This window comes from Govania unica (assembly GCF_027920805.1).
Taxonomy (GTDB): domain Bacteria; phylum Pseudomonadota; class Alphaproteobacteria; order Sphingomonadales; family Govanellaceae; genus Govanella; species Govanella unica.
On sequence record NZ_JANWOI010000002.1, the window covers coordinates 108,132 to 126,071 of the forward strand.

Genomic DNA, 17,940 nt, shown 5'->3' on the forward strand with positions numbered 1-17,940 from the left:
AATGGCAACGGATGACGGGGGTGATAGCCCCCCTCCAATGGAGGAACAGTTTTGAATCACATTGGGATTAAACAAAGGAAGACATCGCGTCGTTTCCTGCTGTCGACGGTCGCCATGACCGTGGCGATTGGCAGCGCGGCGCTCGGCGTATCCGCAGCTGCGCAACCTGCGGCGGAACCGCAACCTGCCATGCCGATGGAACAAATCACGGTGACGGGATCGCGCATCCTCCGCTCGGACGTCACAAGCCCGGCGCCGATCTCGGTTATCAGCGAAGAAACCCTCAAGCAGCGCGGCACCACGTCGATTGCTGATGCGTTGCAGATCATCCCGCAGGCCATGGGGTCACAGACCACATCGCAAACCAACAACGGCGGTCGCGGCACGGCGTCTGTCAACCTGCGCGGGCTTGGCAGCCAGCGGTCCCTGGTTCTGGTCAATGGTCGCCGCATGGTGGCGACGGATAATCTGGGGACTTCGCTCGACGTCGATTTGAACAATATTCCGCAAGCGATCATCGAGCGCGTCGAGGTGCTGCGGGACGGCGCGTCGGCCATTTACGGGTCCGACGCCATCGGTGGCGTGATCAATATCATCACCAAGCGCGACTTCGAAGGGTTCGCCGTCAATGCCGAGGCCGGGATGTCGGCGCAGGGCGATGGCGAGCAATATTCCGGCGACATGACATTCGGCGGCAAGTTCGGCAAGGATGATCGCGGTCGGGCCTGGGTCAATGTGGGCTATTTCAAGCAACGTCCGGTGTTCAGCCGGGATCGCGATTTCTCCTCGGCGCCGAAGGATGCCGATCTTCTTGATAACGGCAAGGTCGATGTGCATACGACCGGCAGCTCCTTCACGCCGACCGGTACGGCTTTTCGGCTTGATACCGGTGATGCGGTGGTGATGGCTCCGAACGGCATTGACTTCTCTCCGCTGACGGATGCCAACCGGTTCAATTATGCCAACTTCCAATACAACATGACCCCGCAGAAGCGCATCTCTGCGGCGAGCCAGGCGGAATATGACCTGACCGATTTCATGACGGCCTACGTCGAAGGCCTGTATGTGAAGCGGAATTCAAGCCAGTCCCTGGCACCGCCGCCTCTGGTGGTCCCGAACACCACGGGATTCTTCGTGCCGTCGGATAATCCGTTCAATCCGTTCGGCGAGGATGTCTTGCTGTTCCGCCGGTTGGCGGATGTCGGCTCGGCCCGGCTTTATTCGCAGGAGGTCAATACCTATCGCATCGTCGGCGGCCTCAAGGGCAAGGTATCGAAAGATTGGTCCTATGATGTCTCCTATACCACCGGGCGGAATGAATTGAATGCTCAGGTGGCCGGTCTCGGCCGTCTGGATCATATCAATCAGGGGTTCCTGGACCCCGTGGGCTGTCTGACCTCTCCCGGTTGTGTTCAGACCAATCTGTTCGGCAACAATCTCACGCAGCAACAGGTTGATTTCATCCGCTATACGGAATTTTCCAAACAAACGGTGCAGCAGGACATCGGCGAAGCCAATCTGACCGGCACCCTGTTTGAAACCGCAGCGGGCAAGATCGGCCTGGCCACCGGCGTCGCCTGGCGGCGGGAATCCTATAATGATATGGTGGATACGATCACCGAAAGCGGGGCGTCCAGCGATGGTGAGCGGTTGTCCAGCAAGGGCAGCTATGACGTGAAGGAAATCTATGGCGAGCTGAACGTGCCGATCGTCTCCTCGCGGCCCTTCGTCGATTATCTCGGCGTCAATATTGCGGGGCGCTATTCGGATTTCAGCACGATTGGCGGGGTGTTCAGCTGGAAAGTCGGGGCTGAATATGCACCTGTAAGTTCCTTGCGGTTTCGCGGCGTTTATTCGAAGGCGTTCCGCGCACCAGATGCACTGGAACTTTTTGCCGGACGCAAGATCAACTTCCCGACCTTCAGCGACCCTTGCGACAACCCGAGCAATTCGACAGTTATCGCGAACTGTCTGGTGCAGGGTGTAAGAAACCCGGCGACGTTTGCCCAGCGGGATACTCAGGTTAATTCTGTCGAGGAGGGCAATGCCAATCTGAAAGAAGAACGCGCCAGCACCTGGACTGTGGGTGTGGTGTTCGCACCGTCCTTCGTGCCCAATCTGTCGATCACTGTCGATTATTATAATATCGACGTGAAGGACGCCATCGATGTGCTTGATGTGCAGGTCATATTGGACCAGTGCCTAAGCAGCCCGGTCATGGCGGCTAACCCGCTCTGCGGCTTGATCGAACCGCGTGATCAAAGCGGTCAGTTGACCCGGATTGTCACCCAGACCTCGAATATCGGGCGCCTTAGAAACAGAGGCATAGATTTTGCCGTGAATTATGCCCATCCGATCGGTAACGCCGGCACCATGAGCTATATGGTGGCCGGAACCTATCTTCTGAAGTTCGATAAGCAGCCCTTCCCGGGATTGCCTTTCGAGACCTTTGCCGGTTACACGGGCGGCTTGAATATCGATGCCAACCCCAAGCTGCGGTTGAGCTGGCTGGTTGCCTATAGCGATGAGCATTGGGCGGCCACTTATACGGGCCGTTTGATCGGCAAGAGCCAGTCCTTCACCACGCGGGACAATCCCAATGCAGGCTCGGTGCGCTATCCTATCAACGCCTTTACCTATCATGACCTTCAGGGTGGTTATAAATTCAACAACGGCCTTGAACTCGTCGTCGGGGTGCGGAATGCCTTCGACAAACGGCCGCCGTTCTATTTCGATTATGATGATACCAATACCGATCCGTCGACCTATGACACCGTGGGTCGTTATTTTTACACAGCTATTCACGCCAAGTTCTAAGCCGGGCGTTTATGAGATCGGGAAGGGGTGGCCGCAGGGCCACCCCTTTTTGTTTGATTTTTTGAAGATCGGGGCCCGCTATTTGCTTTAGGATTAAGTAGAAATATATGCTTAAAGTAAGGGCTGATTTATGACTAAATTTTCTCGTCTTGCCTGATTGCGGCTGGGGCAATCGCATCCGGGCTTGCTGTCATGGGCAGTGCCCAGGCTGCTCCCTGCCTCGGGGTTACCTTCGGCGCGGCCTTTGATGGTTCCTATAACTGCAATGATCTCGGGACCCCTGGTGGGATGGTGCCCAATATGGGCGGGATTACTTTTCTCAACAACGACACATTGCTTGTTGGCAATTATGCGAATGGTCCTGGAGGCACCATTCGTCAGATTGATGTCATCCGCGATGCCGATAATCACATTATCGGATTTTCGGGAGCCTCTCAGCCCTATGCAACGGCCTCTTACATCGACGGCGGTCTGACATTCGGACCCGGTGGGGTGCTTTTTGCCACGGGTTACCCGAACAACACGCTGTTGCAATATAAGCCGGGCAGCACCACCCCGGACAAGATCATCAACCTCTCAGACTTTGGGGTGACCGTTGGTGATTCGGTCGGCACTCTTGCCTTTGTGCCGCTGGGGTTTGATGGGGCTGGTCAGCTGAAGATCGCCAGTTTCAGCTATGGATTTTGGTATACAGCGACTTTGACCGAGGATGGCAACGGTCTTTATGACCTGGCCGTGGTCTGGGATCTCGCCTTCGGCCGCAGCACGGAGGGCATCGCTTATGTCGCGGGCCAAAATCCAGGTTTTGGTGGTTTAGATAGCGTTCTTCTCTCGGAGTACGGTGCAGGAAAGGTTGCCGCTTATCAGATAGATGCTAATGGCAATCCGATTATCGCATCGCGTCAGGACTTCCTGTCTGGCCTCAGGGGGGCGAGGGAGCTGTGATCGATCCCTTGACCGGAGATTTCCTGTTTTCGACTTATGGTGGGCCCAACCGGATTCTGGTGATCAGCGGGTTCGATGTCCCTGTATCAGATGATGTTACGGAGCCAGCCGCGCTTGGGCTTCTCGGGCTCGGGCTTCTCGGCCTGGGGCTGGGCCGGCGTCGCAAGGCTACATAATCTACAGACTTTGGTGTTTAAAGGGGGCGGTCCAGCAACGGACCGCCCCTTTTCCATGTTCCCCGTCATTGCGAGGAGGCGCAGCCGACGAAGCAATCCAGATGGTTGCCTCAGTCTGGATTGCTTCGGCTGCGCCTCGCAATGACGGGGTGAGGTTTTGCGGGGTGGTCGATGATCTGGAAAGGGGAGGCAGGCCGATGGTTTTTTGTTTTTTTGCCTTGTCCCCTTGACTCATCTCCTGGGCTCTCCCATATCCGATAGCGTGTTAGCACTCAGTCAACGTGAGTGCTAATGATCCTGCCTCGGGCGTTCCTCGCCTCAGGGGCAAAAATTTGGGGAGCAGGCTGCCGGATCCCGGCGGCCTCATCAACTTGAAAGAGGTTACTGAGATGGGTTTCCGTCCTTTGCATGACCGTGTGCTCGTTCGCCGGGTTGAAGGTGAAGAAAAGACCGCAGGCGGGATCATTATTCCGGATACCGCCAAGGAAAAGCCGAGCGAAGGCGAAGTTATCGCCGTCGGCACCGGCCATAAGGCTGAAGATGGCAAAATCACCCCGCTTGACGTCAAAGCTGGTGATCGTGTGCTGTTCGGCAAATGGTCCGGCACCGAAGTGAAGCTCGATGGCAAGGATCTCCTGATCATGAAGGAATCCGACATCCTGGGCGTGATCGGCTAAGTTTGCCGCGACGCTTTTCCACTCGGTTCAGATTTAAAGAATTCCAGGGAGTTCAATCAGATGGCTGCAAAGCAAGTGAAATTTGGCGCTGATGCCCGTGAGCGCATGCTCCGTGGCGTTGATATTCTCGCCAACGCAGTAAAAGTGACCCTCGGTCCAAAGGGCCGCAACGTCGTGATCGAAAAGTCCTTCGGCGCTCCGCGCATCACCAAGGACGGCGTTTCGGTTGCTAAAGAAATCGAATTGAAAGACAAGTTCGAGAACATGGGCGCCCAGATGGTGCGTGAAGTGGCCTCGAAAACCAATGATATCGCTGGCGACGGCACCACCACCGCCACCGTTCTCGCTCAGTCCATCGTGCGTGAAGGCATGAAGGCTGTGGCCGCTGGCATGAACCCGATGGACCTCCGTCGCGGGATTGATCTGGCTGTGGAAAAGGTCACGGCTGACCTCGAGTCCCGCTCGAAGAAAGTCACCACCAACGCTGAAATCGCTCAGGTCGGCACCATTTCGGCCAACGGCGAAAAAGACATCGGCGACATGATTGCCGAAGCCATGCAAAAGGTTGGCAAAGAAGGCGTCATCACGGTTGAAGAAGCGAAAAGCCTCGCGTCAGAACTCGATGTCGTTGAAGGCATGCAGTTCGATCGCGGCTACCTGTCGCCTTACTTCATCACCAATGCCGAGAAGATGGCTGTCGAACTTGAAGCCCCTTACATTCTTCTCCATGAAGACAAGCTGTCGAACCTGCAAAGCATTCTGCCGCTTCTCGAAGCTGTGGTGCAGAGCGGCCGTCCGCTTCTCATCATCGCTGAAGACGTTGAAGGTGAAGCACTTGCCACCCTCGTCGTCAACAAGCTGCGCGGCGGCCTCAAGATCGCTGCTGTCAAGGCTCCGGGCTTCGGCGATCGCCGCAAGGCCATGCTGGAAGACATCGCTATCCTGACGGGTGGCCAGGTCATCTCCAAGGACCTCGGCATCAAGCTTGAAACCGTCACCCTCGACATGCTTGGCCATGCGAAGAAGATCACGATCACCAAAGACGACACCACGATCGTTGATGGCGCAGGCGAAAAAAGCGGTATCGAAGCTCGTTGCAGCCAGATCCGTCAGCAGGTCGAGCTCACAAGCTCTGATTATGACCGTGAAAAGCTGCAGGAACGTCTTGCCAAGCTCGCCGGTGGCGTAGCTGTGATCAAGGTCGGCGGCGCGACGGAAGTTGAAGTTAAGGAACGCAAGGATCGCGTTGACGATGCGCTGCACGCAACCCGCGCAGCTGTCGAAGAAGGCATCGTTCCTGGCGGCGGTACGGCTCTGCTTTATGCCATCCGTTCGCTTGATGGCCTGGCCGGTCAGAACTCCGACCAGACCGTCGGCATCGACATCGTGCGTCGTGCGCTGCAGTCGCCAGCTCGTCAGATCGCTGAAAACTCCGGCCATGACGGCGCCGTGGTTGCTGGCAAGATCCTTGAAAGCACTGAAGTCAACTTCGGCTTCGACGCTCAGAAGGAAGTCTATTGCGACCTCGTGAAGGCTGGCATCATCGACCCGACCAAGGTTGTGCGTACGGCTCTTCAGGACGCAGCTTCGATCGCTGGTCTGCTGATCACCACCGAAGCTCTGGTTGCTGATCTGCCGGACGACAAGCCTTCCATGGGCGGCATGCCAGGTGGCATGGGCGGTATGGGCGGCATGGGCGGTATGGACTTCTAAGTCCAGCACTCATCAGTCTGAAACAGCAAGGGCCGCTCCCATGGAGCGGCCCTTGCTGTTATTCGATATGGCGGGGTGGTGAGGTGGATTGCCGGGTCAAGCCCGGCAATGACAAGGCATCCGTCATTGCGAGGCGGAGCCGAAGCAATCCAGTCATCAGGCTACGGTGATCACGGCCATTTGGCTTCGGGCGGCAGGGACATCAGGATGGCATCGATGTTGCCGCCGGTTTTGAGACCGAACAGGGTGCCGCGGTCATAGACCAGGTTGAACTCGGCATAGCGGCCGCGGCGGATCAGCAGATGTTCGCGTTCTTCCGGGGTCCAGGGCTTGTTCATATGGCGGCGAACGATCTCGGGATAGACCTTGAGAAAGGCCCGGCCGACGTCCTGGGTGAAGGCGAAATTCGCTTCCCAGTCGTCTTCAAGATAGTCATAGAAAATGCCGCCGACGCCGCGTGGCTCGTTTCTGTGCTTGTTGAAGAAATACTCGTCGCACCAGGCTTTGAAGCGCGGGTGATAGGTCGGGTCATGGGCGTCGCAGGCGGCTTTGAGGGCGGCATGGAAGTCCGCCGTGTCCTGATCGTTCGGGAGGGCGGGGTTGAGATCCGCGCCGCCGCCGAACCAGCTTTTGCTGGTGACAAGATGGCGGGTGTTCATATGGACCGCAGGCACCAGGGGCGAGCGCATATGGGCCACAAGCGAGATGCCGGACGCCCAGAAATTCGGGTTCTGCTCGGCACCCAGAATGGATTTGGCGAATTCCGGGGCGAAACTGCCATGCACGGTTGAAATATTGACGCCGACTTTTTCGAACACCCGGCCCTTCATGATCGACATGGTGCCGCCGCCGGTGTCTGCGGCACCGTCATGACTGTCGCGGATCCAGCTTTTGCGTTCAAAGCGGCCGGGGGCCATGTCCCTGAGCGGGCCGTCATAGTCATCCTCGATGGCTTCGAAGGCGGCGCAGATCTGGTCGCGCAGGCTTTGGAACCAGGCGACGGCGTGGGCTTTCTGGTCATCGGTGGGGGAGGGCGTGGCCATCTGATCGGTCATGGGGTTGTTCCTTGTTCTATTTGGTCGTCCTGCGGCCAGCCGCCGGTTTGTCTGAGTGCTTCGGCCAGCACGATGGCGGCCGAGATCGCCACATTGAGGGAACGTGTCCCCGCTTGCATGGGGATGCGCACCCGGGCTCCGGCCGCGGCATGCACTTCGGGTGGGGCGCCGGCACTTTCTTGACCCACAAGCAGGATATCGTCCTTGCGATAGATCAAATCCGTATGCGGGACGGCGCTTTTGGTGGTGAGGAGAACGAGCCTGGGGCCGTCCGCCCGGCCGTGGCCGATGGTTGCGAGAAAATTTTGCCAGTCAAGATGCCGGGTCAGCTGCACCTTGTCCAGATAGTCCATGCCCGCCCGCCGGAGCGCCGCCTCGCTGAAGGGGAAGCCACAGGGTTCGATGACATCGACGGGAATGCCGAAACAGGCGCTCATGCGCAGCATGGTGCCGGTGTTCGGAGGGATGTCGGGCTGAAAAAGGGCTAATCTCATAACCAATCACATAGCGTTCGTATCTGCTTTGTTTCAAGTCCTGATTTGTATGGCTTGCGCGGAAGCTTGGCCAGTCCTGCTTTGGGGCGGAAATGAGGCTATTAATTCGTTGCAATAAGCTTGTCACCTCGCTAAATGTTACGCCCGAGCACCTGCGGGTTGCGCCTGGGGATTCCGTGTCTGTTTTTTTCCCTATGAAGCGATCCGCATAAGTCACTCGGCGAAAAGTAAAGGTTTTCGCGGAATGGCTTGAAAGCGGCCCGTTTGGCTGCCGCAGGATGAATTGAAGATTTTCGAACCAGGGCGAAGTGCCTGCACTGGTTCGTCAGCGGGTCTAAGCATTGAGGGGTTGATTGTATGGCCACTGAAGATCAAGCCAAGAGTGGAGACGGCGACGTCACACGTCGCGATTTTCTGTATGTCGCGACCGGAACGCTTGCCGCGGTCGGTACGGCTGCAGCGGCCTGGCCGCTTATTGATCAAATGAATCCGTCGGCCGACGTGCTGGCGATGTCGTCGACGGAAGTTGATCTGTCGGCCATCGCGGTCGGCCAGAGCGTTACCGTCATGTGGCGCGGCAAGCCGGTGTTCGTGCGTCATCGCACGGCCAAGGAAATCGCCGAAGCCGAGGCGACCAATATTTCCGATATGCGAGATCCGCAGGCTGACAAGGATCGCGTCCAGAAGCCGGAATGGCTGATCATGGTCGGCGTCTGCACCCATCTTGGGTGCGTGCCGCTCGGTGAAGCTGGCGGTACCTGGTTCTGCCCGTGTCATGGGTCGCACTATGACACCTCGGGCCGTATCGTGAAGGGCCCGGCCCCGAAGAACCTTGAGGTTCCGCAATACGTGTTTCTCAATGATACGACCGTAAAGATCGGCTAAGGAGGGCAGTATGGCTTCGAGTAATTATGAGCCCAAGAATCCCGTCTTACGGGCTTTCAACCAGCAGCTTCCTATTCTGTCGCTGGTGCATGGATCGTTGGGGGCGGGCTACAGAGCTCCCAAAAACCTGAACTATTTCTGGAACTTCGGTTCCCTGGCCGGGGTCTGCCTTGTTGTGCAGATCCTCACCGGCATCATCCTTGCGATGCATTACACCCCGCATACCACGCTCGCCTTTTCGAGCGTCGAGCATATCATGCGCGACGTGAACTACGGCTGGTTGCTGCGTTATGTGCATGCAAACGGGGCCTCGATGTTCTTTGTCGTGGTCTATGTCCATATCTTCCGCGGTCTTTACTACGGGTCATACCGTAGCCCGCGTGAAACCCTGTGGTTCCTTGGTATCATCATTTATCTTCTGATGATGGCGACCGGTTTCATGGGTTACGTGCTTCCGTGGGGCCAGATGAGCTTCTGGGGCGCCACCGTGATCACCAACCTGTTCAGCGCCTTCCCCGTGGTCGGCGAGAGCATCGTTCAGCTCCTTTGGGGCGGTTTCGCGGTAGACAATCCGACGCTCAATCGTTTCTTCAGCCTGCATTATCTGCTGCCGTTCGTGATCGCCGGTGTTGTTGTGCTCCATATCTGGGCGCTGCATATTCCGGGTTCGAACAATCCGCTCGGCATCGATGTGAAGGGCAAACAGGATACGGTTCCGTTCTATCCCTATTACATCTCGAAGGATGCTCTGGGCCTCGGCGTGTTCCTGCTGGTTTTCGCCTTCTTCGTATTCTTTGCGCCGAACTTCCTCGGGCATCCGGACAACTACATTCCGGCCAACCCGATGGTGACCCCGACGCATATCGTTCCGGAATGGTATTATCTGCCGTTCTACGCGATCCTGCGGGCGATCCCGGACAAACTGATGGGCGTTATCGCCATGTTCGCGTCGATCCTGATCCTGTTCGCCATGCCGTGGCTTGACGGATCAAGCGCCCGGTCGTCGAAGTTCCGTCCGCTCTATCGGTTCTTCCTCTTCCTCTTCCTCGCGGTGGCTTTGTTCCTCGGCTATTGCGGTTCGAAGTCCCCGGACGACGTGCTGCATCTTGCAGGTCTGGATATTCCGTTCCTGCTGCTGTCGCGGATTGCATCGTTCTATTACTTCGCGTTCTTCCTGCTGATCGTACCGATTGTCAGTCGTCGTGAAGTGCCGCTGCCATTGCCGAAAAGCATTAACGACTATGTCCTCGGCAACAAAGCCAAGTCGGCCTCGTAAGCCAGCGTAGGAGAGCGAACTCATGAAGACGATGATCAAAACTGCCAAGCTCGCCCTTGCTGTCGTTGCCGCTGTGGTTGTTGCCACCTCGGCTCAGGCGTCGGGAGCTGTGAAGCTGAAGGACGTGAGCTGGTCCTTCGAAGGCCCGTTCGGGGAATATAACAAGGCCGAACTGCAACGCGGCTTCCAGGTTTACAAGGAAGTCTGCTCGGCCTGTCATTCCCTGCATAGCATTGCCTTCCGCAACCTCGCCGATCTTGGCTTCTCGGAAGCTGAAGTGAAGGCGATTGCCAAGGGCTATGAAGTTCAGGACGGTCCGGACAAGGACGGCGAGATGTTCAACCGTGCGGCGCGTCCGTCGGATCACATCCCCGGTCCTTATGCCAACGAACAGCAGGGCCGCGCCGCCAATGGCGGGTCTTTGCCGCCGGATCTTTCGCTGATGGCCAAGGCCCGGGCGAATGGTCCTGCTTATATCTACTCGCTGCTGACAGGCTATGTGGATGCTCCGGCCGATTTCACGGTTCTGGAAGGCATGCATTACAACACCTATTTCCCCGGTCATAGCATTGCCATGCCGCCGCCTTTGAGCGCCGATCAGGTGACCTATGCCGACGGAACCAAGGCAAGCGTCGAGCAGATGTCGCACGACCTCTCGGCCTTCCTGATGTGGGCAGCCGAGCCGAAGCTTGAACAGCGCCATGAGCTGGGCTTCAAGGTCATGATCTTCCTCGTGTTGCTGACGGTGCTGTTCTACTTTGCAAATCGCAAGGTCTGGGGCCCGGTCAAGCGCGGCGAAGACATCTGATAGCCTTCATGGCCAACAGTGACTAAGACTAAGGGCCATCCTTCGGGATGGCCCTTTTCGTTTGGGGTTCGCTCTATCCTGAGTAAAGGTTGAGAACATGGGTGTTTTGGGGATTATCGGCGGCAGCGGGCTTTACGATCTGCCGGGCCTTGGCGAGGATTGGCGGGGAGACGAGCCGTTCGGGCCACCGTCGGCCGCCCCGCGTCTTGGGCGTATTGGCGGGCAGGACGTGGCCTTTCTGCCGCGTCATGGGGCGGGTCATCGCCTGCCACCCTCGGCCATCAATTACCGCGCCAATATTGATGCCCTGAAGCGGCTCGGCGTGACAGATATCCTGTCCATCAGCGCCTGCGGCTCGCTGCGCGAGGATCTGGCCCCGGGAAGTTTTGTGCTGGTGGATCAGTTCATCGACCGCACGATTGATCGTGAGAAAAGCTTTTTCGGTCCCGGTTGTGTCGGCCATGTTGGGCTCGCTGATCCGGTCTGTTCGCGGCTTGGCGATATGGTCGCGGCCTCGCTTGCCCATCTGGGGCTGCCCTGGCATCGCGGCGGCACTTACCTTGCCATGGAGGGACCGCAGTTTTCGACCCGCGCCGAATCCCGGCTCTATCGACAATGGGGGGCGGATGTCATCGGCATGACCAATATGCCCGAGGCCAAGCTCGCCCGCGAGGCTGAGATCTGTTACGCGACGGTGGCCATGGTTACCGATTATGATAGCTGGCATGACGAACGCGAGACCGTGGAACTGGCCCAAATTCTCAAGGTGATGCAGGACAATGCGCGCCATGCCCGGAGCCTGGTGCAAAGCGTGGCAACCCGGCTCGGCGAGCTTATCCGGCCGGAAATCTGCCCGGCTGGCTGTGACCGTGCGCTTGAGGGGGCGTTGGTGACGGCTGTCGATCAACGTGATCCGGCTTTGCTCGCCCGCCTCGATGCCGTGGCCGGGCGGGTTCTTCGCGCGGGGGGCGGGCAATGAGCGACTGGATCAAATCCCGCATCCGCAGCATTCCGGACTATCCGAAACCCGGTATCATGTTCTGCGATATCACCACCCTGCTCAAGGACGCGCAGGGATTCCGGAAAGCTGTGGACGAATTGGTGCAGCCTTATGCCGGGCTTGGCATCACCAAAGTGGCGGGGATCGAAGCGCGCGGCTTCATCCTCGGCGGCGCGGTGGCCCATCAGTTAAGTGTCGGCTTCGTGCCGGTGCGAAAAAAGGGTAAACTGCCGGCGGCGGTTCTCGGCGTCGATTATGCGCTTGAGTATGGAACGGATCGGCTCGAAATCCATGCCGATGCGCTGTCGGCGGGGGATCGTGTGTTGATTGTGGATGATCTGATCGCCACGGGCGGCACGGCGCTTGCAACTCTCGATCTTTTGCGCAGGGTCGGGGCTGAGGTTGTGGCGGCGGCGTTCATCATCAATCTGCCGGATTTAGGGGGAGCTTTGAAGCTCGAATCAATGGGGTGTCCTGTGCGCTGTTTGTGCGATTTCCCGGGGCATTGATAAGGGGCATGCCCGCATGACTTTGCAAACCTCATGGGCATGAGCTGATTTTGGGTAAAAACTGCGCGTAACATATTGGTATATTTACGAGGATATCAATTTAAACAAATTATTTGTGTAAATAAAATAATTGCACATAAATTTCTGAAAAATACTATTTACTATCTCTAGTAAGTTGGTAGTGTTTGAAGGTGAATTCAAACGGAGGAGAGCCATATGTCATTTTTATCGCAGACGCGCCGCAGGTTTAGCGCGGCCCTGATCGGCCTGACGCTTGCGGGGACGATGCTCAGCTCCGGCATAGCTCATGCGGACATCACCTTGTTGAACGTGTCCTACGATCCGACGCGGGAGCTTTACAAGGGTTACAACGCGCTGTTCACCAAATACTGGAAGGAAAAAACCGGTGAGAGGGTGATGATCCGTCAGTCGCACGGCGGGTCGGGCAAGCAGGCTCGCTCGGTCGTAGATGGGCTTGATGCCGATGTGGTGACCTTGGCGCTCGGCTCGGACATCGATGAAATCGCCCGCCGCACTGGCAAAATTCCGGCCGACTGGCAGTCCAAACTGCCCCATAACAGCTCGCCCTATACCTCGACCATCCTGTTCCTGGTGCGCAAGGGTAACCCCAAGCAGGTCAAGGACTGGAACGACCTTGTGAAGCCGGGCATTCAGGTTGTCACGCCGAACCCTAAGACCTCGGGCGGGGCGCGCTGGAACTATCTGGCCGCCTGGGCCTATGCGGATAAACTCTATAACGGTGACGAGACCAAGGTTCGTGGCTTTATTTCGGCCCTCTATAAGAACGTCCCGGTGCTGGATACCGGCGCCCGCGGCTCGACCACCACATTCGTGCAGCGCGGCATCGGCGACGTGCTGGTGGCCTGGGAAAATGAGGCGCTGCTGGCGCTGAAAGAACTCGGTCCTGACAAGTTCGAAATCATTGCCCCCTCGCTCAGCATTCTGGCCGAACCGCCGGTTGCCGTGGTCGAAGGCAATGCCAAAGCCAAGAAGTCCGAAGTGCAGGCCAAGGCTTATCTCGCCTATCTCTATTCGCCTGAAGCGCAGAAGCTGATCGCCAAGAACTATTACCGTCCGGTCGATGAGAAATATGCCGATCCGGTGGACCTGAAGAACTTCTCCAAACTCAATCTGGTCACTATTGACGGGGCTTTTGGTGGCTGGAGCAAGGTTCAGGTGAAGCATTTCGGGGATGGCGGGATCTTCGATCAGATCTATCGTCCGAAGGGCAGATAAGCTCTTAACATCTTAAAATATAATAATTTTGCCAAGGTTGAAGGAAACGCAGCCATGAGACGCTCGATCTATGCCCAAAAAATACTCACACATACGGCTTTGGCCGGGGGGCTGTTTCTGGCCCTGACGGGTGGGGCGCAGGCGGATGATACAGCTCTTCTCAATCGCTTGCAGGTTCTTGAAGACACCATCAAGGCTTTGCAATCGGAACTCGCGGCGGTGAAAGCCGAAGCCCAGGCGGCCCATGTTCAGGCGGGGCAGGCTGCTCAGGCTCAAGTTGCGTCGGCCAAGACCGGCACCAAGATTGACTTCAAACCCTCGCCAAGCTTCACCAGTGAAGATGGATCGGCCAGTTTCAAAATCCGGGGCCGCATCCAGACGGATGCCGCAGTTTACCATGTCCGCGAAGGGGATACTTCCTTCGCGAACGGCACCGATCTGCGGGCACTCTGGTTCGGGTTTGAAGGCAGTTTTGCCAATGACTGGAGCTATTATGCCGAAGCCGACTTCTCAAAGGGCGGCCGGTCGGATGGTGCGGAAATCGATGTCAAGAACGCCTATATCCAGTATCGCGGCTTCAAGAACACCAAGATCACCGCCGGTCAGCATAAGGTTCCGCTGTCGTTCGAACAGCTTACGAGTTCAGGTCAGTTGACCTTTCTTGAACGGCCGACCCCGGTCAATGCCTTTACCGACCGCGTCACGGCGTCAGGGGATTACAAGCTCGGTCTGTCGACGGCTTACGCGGCCAGGAACTGGACCGTTGCAGGCGGTCTTTTCGGCGAAAACTCATCGGTTCTGGGGTCCGGCCGCGCCAATGAAGGCTGGGGCGTGGCGGGTCGCATTACCGCCGCACCGATCCAGGAGCCGGGCAAGGTTCTGCATCTCGGGGCCTCAGGTTCCTGGCGCAAGGTTCAGAGCAATGGTTCCGTTCGCTTCCGCGATCGGCCGGAACTTGCGATCGACAGCTCGCCCACGGCCCGTCTGATTGATACCGGACCAATTTCCGCCGATGATTACGTCTTCGCGGGCGCCGAGCTTGGCGGCATCTGGGGCCCGATCACCGTGCAGAGCGAATATCTCTGGACCAGGGTCAATCAAAATCAGCCGAATCTGTCGAGCGTTTCGTTCGATGGTGCTTATGTCCAGCTGTCCTGGCTTCTGACCGGGGAGCGGCGGGGGTATAAGGACGGCCTGTTCGCTCGTGTTCAACCGACCCGTGATTTTTCTTTGAAAAACGGTGGTACCGGGGCTTTTGAACTTTCCGGGCGCTTTGACACCACCGATTTGAATGATGCTAATATCCGGGGCGGCACGGAAGATAATTACACGCTGGGGCTGACATGGTATGCCAACAGCTATGTTAAGACCCAGGTCAACTGGGTCCGCTTTGACGCGAACAAGGCCGGGGTCGTTACCAAGGGGGATGCAGTTGCGGTGCGTTTCGCAATTGATTGGTAACGGGCGCAAAGGAGGAACGAGGATGGCGGCAAAGGGGATATTCAAGCGTCGACGCAAGTCGATCATCCCGGGATTCGGCCTCGCGCTTGGGTTTACGCTGTCCTATCTCGGGCTGATTGTCCTTATTCCTTTGGCTGGTTTGGTGATCAAGGCAGCAGGGCTCGGCGCGTCGGAGTTCTGGGCTATCGCGTCTGACGAACGCACCGTCCGGGCTTTGAAGCTCAGCTTCGGGGCCTCGCTGATTGCGGCGTCCTTGAATGCTGTGTTCGGGCTTTTGGTGGCCTGGGTGGTGGTGCGCTATGATTTTCCCGGACGGCGGCTGTTTGATGCCGTAATCGATCTTCCTTTTGCCTTGCCGACGGCGGTGGCGGGGATCGCGCTTACGGCGATTTATGCCCCGAACGGCTGGATCGGCCAGTATCTCGCGGAATACGGCATCAAGGTCGCCTTTACCCCGGTGGGCATCGTGGTGGCCTTGACCTTCATCGGTCTGCCCTTCGTGGTGCGCACGGTGCAGCCGGTGCTTGAGGAAATCGACAAAGAGGTCGAGGAAGCGTCAGCCACCCTCGGCGCGACGCGGTTGCAGACCCTCAGCCGGGTGGTGTTGCCGACCCTTGCTCCCGCACTTTTGACCGGCTTCGCCCTTGCGCTCGCGCGGGCGGTCGGTGAGTATGGTTCGGTCATTTTTATTGCGGGCAATATCCCCTATCAGTCGGAAATCGCTCCCTTGCTGATCGTCATCAAGCTTGAGGAGTTCGACTATGCCGGAGCCACGGTGGTTGCAGTCTCCATGCTGGCCATATCGTTCGGGGTCCTTCTTGTGATCAATCTCATTCAGGCCTGGAGCCGTGGTCGTTATGGCCAGAACTGACATGATACGGATTAAGGTATGATAGACGTTTCGGCCACATTACTCCGAAGCCGCAATGTTGCTGCGGCGGCAACCGGGGAGAGCCTGTGGGTCAAGGCGCTTCTGGTGCTGTCGGCCATTGCTTTCCTGGGCTTTTTTCTGCTGCTGCCGCTTGCGATCGTCTTCAGCGAAGCTTTCAGCAAGGGGGTTGGCACCTATATCGATGCGATTCTGGACCCGGATGCCCTGGCTGCTATCCGCCTGACTCTGCTGGTGGCCGGGATCGCCGTGCCGCTTAATCTGGTGTTCGGCGTGGCCGCCGCCTGGTCGGTGACCAAATTCGATTTCCCCGGTAAAAGTCTGGTCATCACGCTGATCGACATTCCGTTTTCGGTATCACCGGTGATTTCGGGTCTGGTTTATATTCTGCTGTTCAGTGCTCATGGCTATCTCGGGCCGTTCCTGAAGGCCCATGATCTCGAGATCATCTTTGCGGTGCCGGGGATTGTGATCGCGACCGTGTTCGTGACCTTTCCCTTCGTGGCGCGTGAGCTGATCCCGCTTATGGAGGAGCAGGGAACGGGGGAGGAGCAGGCGGCTTTGTCCCTCGGGGCGAGCGGCTGGCAGACTTTTTTCCGGGTAACCCTGCCCAATATAAAATGGGGCCTTTTGTATGGGGTCCTGTTGTGCAATGCGCGTGCTATGGGCGAATTCGGTGCGGTGTCGGTCGTGTCCGGCCACATCCGCGGATTAACAAACACCATGCCACTCCATGTGGAGATTCTATATAATGAGTACAATTTCGCTGCCTCTTTCGCCGTGGCGTCCCTCCTGGCTTTCCTCGCGCTTATCACTCTTGGGCTCAAATCTGCGCTCGAATGGAAATACGGAGGCGAACTTGCTGCGCGCCGCAAACACTGAAAAACCCCCCGTGGAAGTCAGAGTTGCCGACCTTCGCAAGGATTTCGGCGATTATCCGGCTTTGCATAATGTTTCGCTGACCATCAAGTCGGGGGAGCTTGTGGCTTTGCTCGGGCCGTCCGGGTCGGGCAAGACGACGCTGTTGCGGCTGATTGCCGGGCTTGAGTTCCCGACCTCGGGCACGGTTTATTTTGATGCCGAGGACGCTTCGCTCAAATCGGTGCAGGAACGCCATGTAGGCTTTGTGTTCCAGCATTACGCACTGTTCCGTCATATGACGGTGTTTGACAATGTGGCCTTCGGCCTCAAGGTGCGGAAGCGCTCACTGCGGCCGAGCAAACAGGTTATCCATGATCGGGTCATGGCCCTTCTCAGCCTCGTGCGGCTTGAGGGGCTTGAGGGACGCTTCCCGGGCCAGCTTTCGGGCGGGCAGCGGCAGCGTGTGGCCTTGGCCCGCGCGCTCGCCATCGAGCCGCGCGTGCTGTTGCTGGACGAACCCTTCGGCGCGCTTGACGCCAAGGTGCGTAAGGAATTGCGCGCCTGGCTGCGGGAGATCCATACCGAAACCGGCCATACCACCGTGTTCGTGACCCATGACCAGGACGAGGCGCTTGAACTCGCCGATCGTGTGGTGGTCATGAGCCAGGGCAAAATCGAACAGGTCGGCACGCCGGATGAGGTTTATGACAACCCGGCTTCGCCCTTCGTGTTCGAGTTCATCGGCGAATCAAGCCAGATGCCGGTTCTGGTTCAAAACGGACAGGTGTTTCTGGATGACCGGCCGCTGTCCGTGTTGGCCCCCGGCGTCAAGGATGGTCCGGCGATGCTGTATATGCGTCCCCATGACGTGGATATCGTTGAACATCAGCCGAACTCTATTCCCGGCATCGTGCGCTCGTTCCGTCGCCATGGCGCCACCCGCCGCCTGGAGATTGAAGTCGCACCGCGCGGTATTGTGATCGAGGTCGATGTGGGACCCGGCGAGCCGTTCGCCCCGGGTCGCGGCATCAATCTGGTGCCACGCCGGCCGGGCGTGTTTTCGCTCTGATCAGGCCAAGATAAAACCCCCGCTTACAGGCGGGGGTTTTTTTATGTT

General features: G+C 57.7%; 17 protein-coding genes. 15 read left to right on the plus strand and 2 right to left on the minus strand.

Annotation, left to right across the window (positions count from 1 at the left end; genetic code table 11):
• Positions 1-114 precede the first annotated feature (114 nt).
• The 5 genes from NYP16_RS05390 (at position 115) to groL (ending at position 6,328) form a co-directional block, all read left to right on the plus strand.
• Positions 115-2,817 (plus strand): TonB-dependent receptor, encoded by a 2,703-nt coding sequence (locus NYP16_RS05390; RefSeq protein ID WP_274943097.1) that lies wholly within the window; start codon positions 115-117, stop codon positions 2,815-2,817.
• 192 nt (positions 2,818-3,009) lie between these two features.
• A complete protein-coding gene (locus NYP16_RS05395) occupies positions 3,010-3,762 on the plus strand; it encodes a hypothetical protein (RefSeq protein WP_274943098.1) in 753 nt (250 codons plus the stop codon).
• A complete protein-coding gene (locus NYP16_RS05400; RefSeq protein WP_274943099.1) occupies positions 3,759-3,938 on the plus strand; it encodes a PEP-CTERM sorting domain-containing protein in 180 nt (59 codons plus the stop codon). Before NYP16_RS05395 ends, NYP16_RS05400 begins: the two co-directional genes overlap by 4 nt.
• A gap of 389 nt (positions 3,939-4,327) precedes the next feature.
• The gene (gene groES / locus NYP16_RS05405; RefSeq protein ID WP_274943100.1) at positions 4,328-4,615 is read left to right on the plus strand and encodes a co-chaperone GroES; all 288 of its coding nucleotides are present in this window, start codon (positions 4,328-4,330) and stop codon (positions 4,613-4,615) included.
• Between the two features lie 60 nt (positions 4,616-4,675).
• Complete coding sequence (gene groL / locus NYP16_RS05410) at positions 4,676-6,328, plus strand: chaperonin GroEL (protein ID WP_274943101.1); 1,653 nt, start codon at positions 4,676-4,678, stop codon at positions 6,326-6,328.
• 170 nt (positions 6,329-6,498) lie between these two features.
• Here the strand turns inward: groL and hemF are convergent, their stop codons facing one another.
• A complete protein-coding gene (gene hemF / locus NYP16_RS05415; protein ID WP_274943102.1) occupies positions 6,499-7,383 on the minus strand; it encodes an oxygen-dependent coproporphyrinogen oxidase in 885 nt (294 codons plus the stop codon).
• Complete coding sequence (locus tag NYP16_RS05420) at positions 7,380-7,877, minus strand: tRNA (cytidine(34)-2'-O)-methyltransferase (protein ID WP_274943103.1); 498 nt, start codon at positions 7,875-7,877, stop codon at positions 7,380-7,382. The genes hemF and NYP16_RS05420 overlap by 4 nt, the downstream gene beginning before the upstream one ends.
• Before the next feature lie 357 nt (positions 7,878-8,234).
• On the opposite strand from NYP16_RS05420, the gene petA reads away from it, so the two are divergent.
• The 10 genes from petA (at position 8,235) to NYP16_RS05470 (ending at position 17,892) form a co-directional block, all read left to right on the plus strand.
• The gene (gene petA / locus NYP16_RS05425; protein WP_274943104.1) at positions 8,235-8,762 is read left to right on the plus strand and encodes a ubiquinol-cytochrome c reductase iron-sulfur subunit; all 528 of its coding nucleotides are present in this window, start codon (positions 8,235-8,237) and stop codon (positions 8,760-8,762) included.
• A gap of 10 nt (positions 8,763-8,772) precedes the next feature.
• On the plus strand, positions 8,773-10,038 hold the full coding sequence (locus tag NYP16_RS05430) for a cytochrome b (RefSeq protein WP_274943105.1): 1,266 nt from the start codon (positions 8,773-8,775) through the stop codon (positions 10,036-10,038).
• A 22-nt stretch (positions 10,039-10,060) separates the two neighbouring features.
• The gene (locus NYP16_RS05435) at positions 10,061-10,846 is read left to right on the plus strand and encodes a cytochrome c1 (protein ID WP_274943106.1); all 786 of its coding nucleotides are present in this window, start codon (positions 10,061-10,063) and stop codon (positions 10,844-10,846) included.
• Positions 10,847-10,943: 97 nt separating this feature from the next.
• Entirely contained in the window at positions 10,944-11,825 is an 882-nt protein-coding gene (locus tag NYP16_RS05440) for an S-methyl-5'-thioadenosine phosphorylase (RefSeq protein WP_274943107.1), read from the plus strand.
• Positions 11,822-12,355: an adenine phosphoribosyltransferase gene (locus NYP16_RS05445; protein WP_274943108.1), complete on the plus strand. Its 534-nt coding sequence runs from the start codon at positions 11,822-11,824 to the stop codon at positions 12,353-12,355. Before NYP16_RS05440 ends, NYP16_RS05445 begins: the two co-directional genes overlap by 4 nt.
• 216 nt (positions 12,356-12,571) lie before the next feature.
• Positions 12,572-13,612, plus strand: a complete 1,041-nt coding sequence (locus NYP16_RS05450; protein ID WP_274943109.1) for a sulfate ABC transporter substrate-binding protein — start codon at positions 12,572-12,574, stop codon at positions 13,610-13,612.
• Positions 13,613-13,666: 54 nt separating this feature from the next.
• On the plus strand, positions 13,667-15,073 hold the full coding sequence (locus NYP16_RS05455; protein ID WP_274943110.1) for an OprO/OprP family phosphate-selective porin: 1,407 nt from the start codon (positions 13,667-13,669) through the stop codon (positions 15,071-15,073).
• 22 nt (positions 15,074-15,095) lie between these two features.
• Complete coding sequence (cysT, locus tag NYP16_RS05460; protein ID WP_274943111.1) at positions 15,096-15,944, plus strand: sulfate ABC transporter permease subunit CysT; 849 nt, start codon at positions 15,096-15,098, stop codon at positions 15,942-15,944.
• Positions 15,945-15,962: 18 nt separating this feature from the next.
• Positions 15,963-16,844 carry a sulfate ABC transporter permease subunit CysW gene (gene cysW / locus NYP16_RS05465; RefSeq protein ID WP_274943112.1) on the plus strand — a complete coding sequence of 294 codons (882 nt, stop codon included), beginning with the start codon at positions 15,963-15,965 and terminating at the stop codon, positions 16,842-16,844.
• 10 nt (positions 16,845-16,854) lie between these two features.
• On the plus strand, positions 16,855-17,892 hold the full coding sequence (locus NYP16_RS05470; protein ID WP_274943113.1) for a sulfate/molybdate ABC transporter ATP-binding protein: 1,038 nt from the start codon (positions 16,855-16,857) through the stop codon (positions 17,890-17,892).
• The last annotated feature ends 48 nt before the right edge of the window (positions 17,893-17,940 follow it).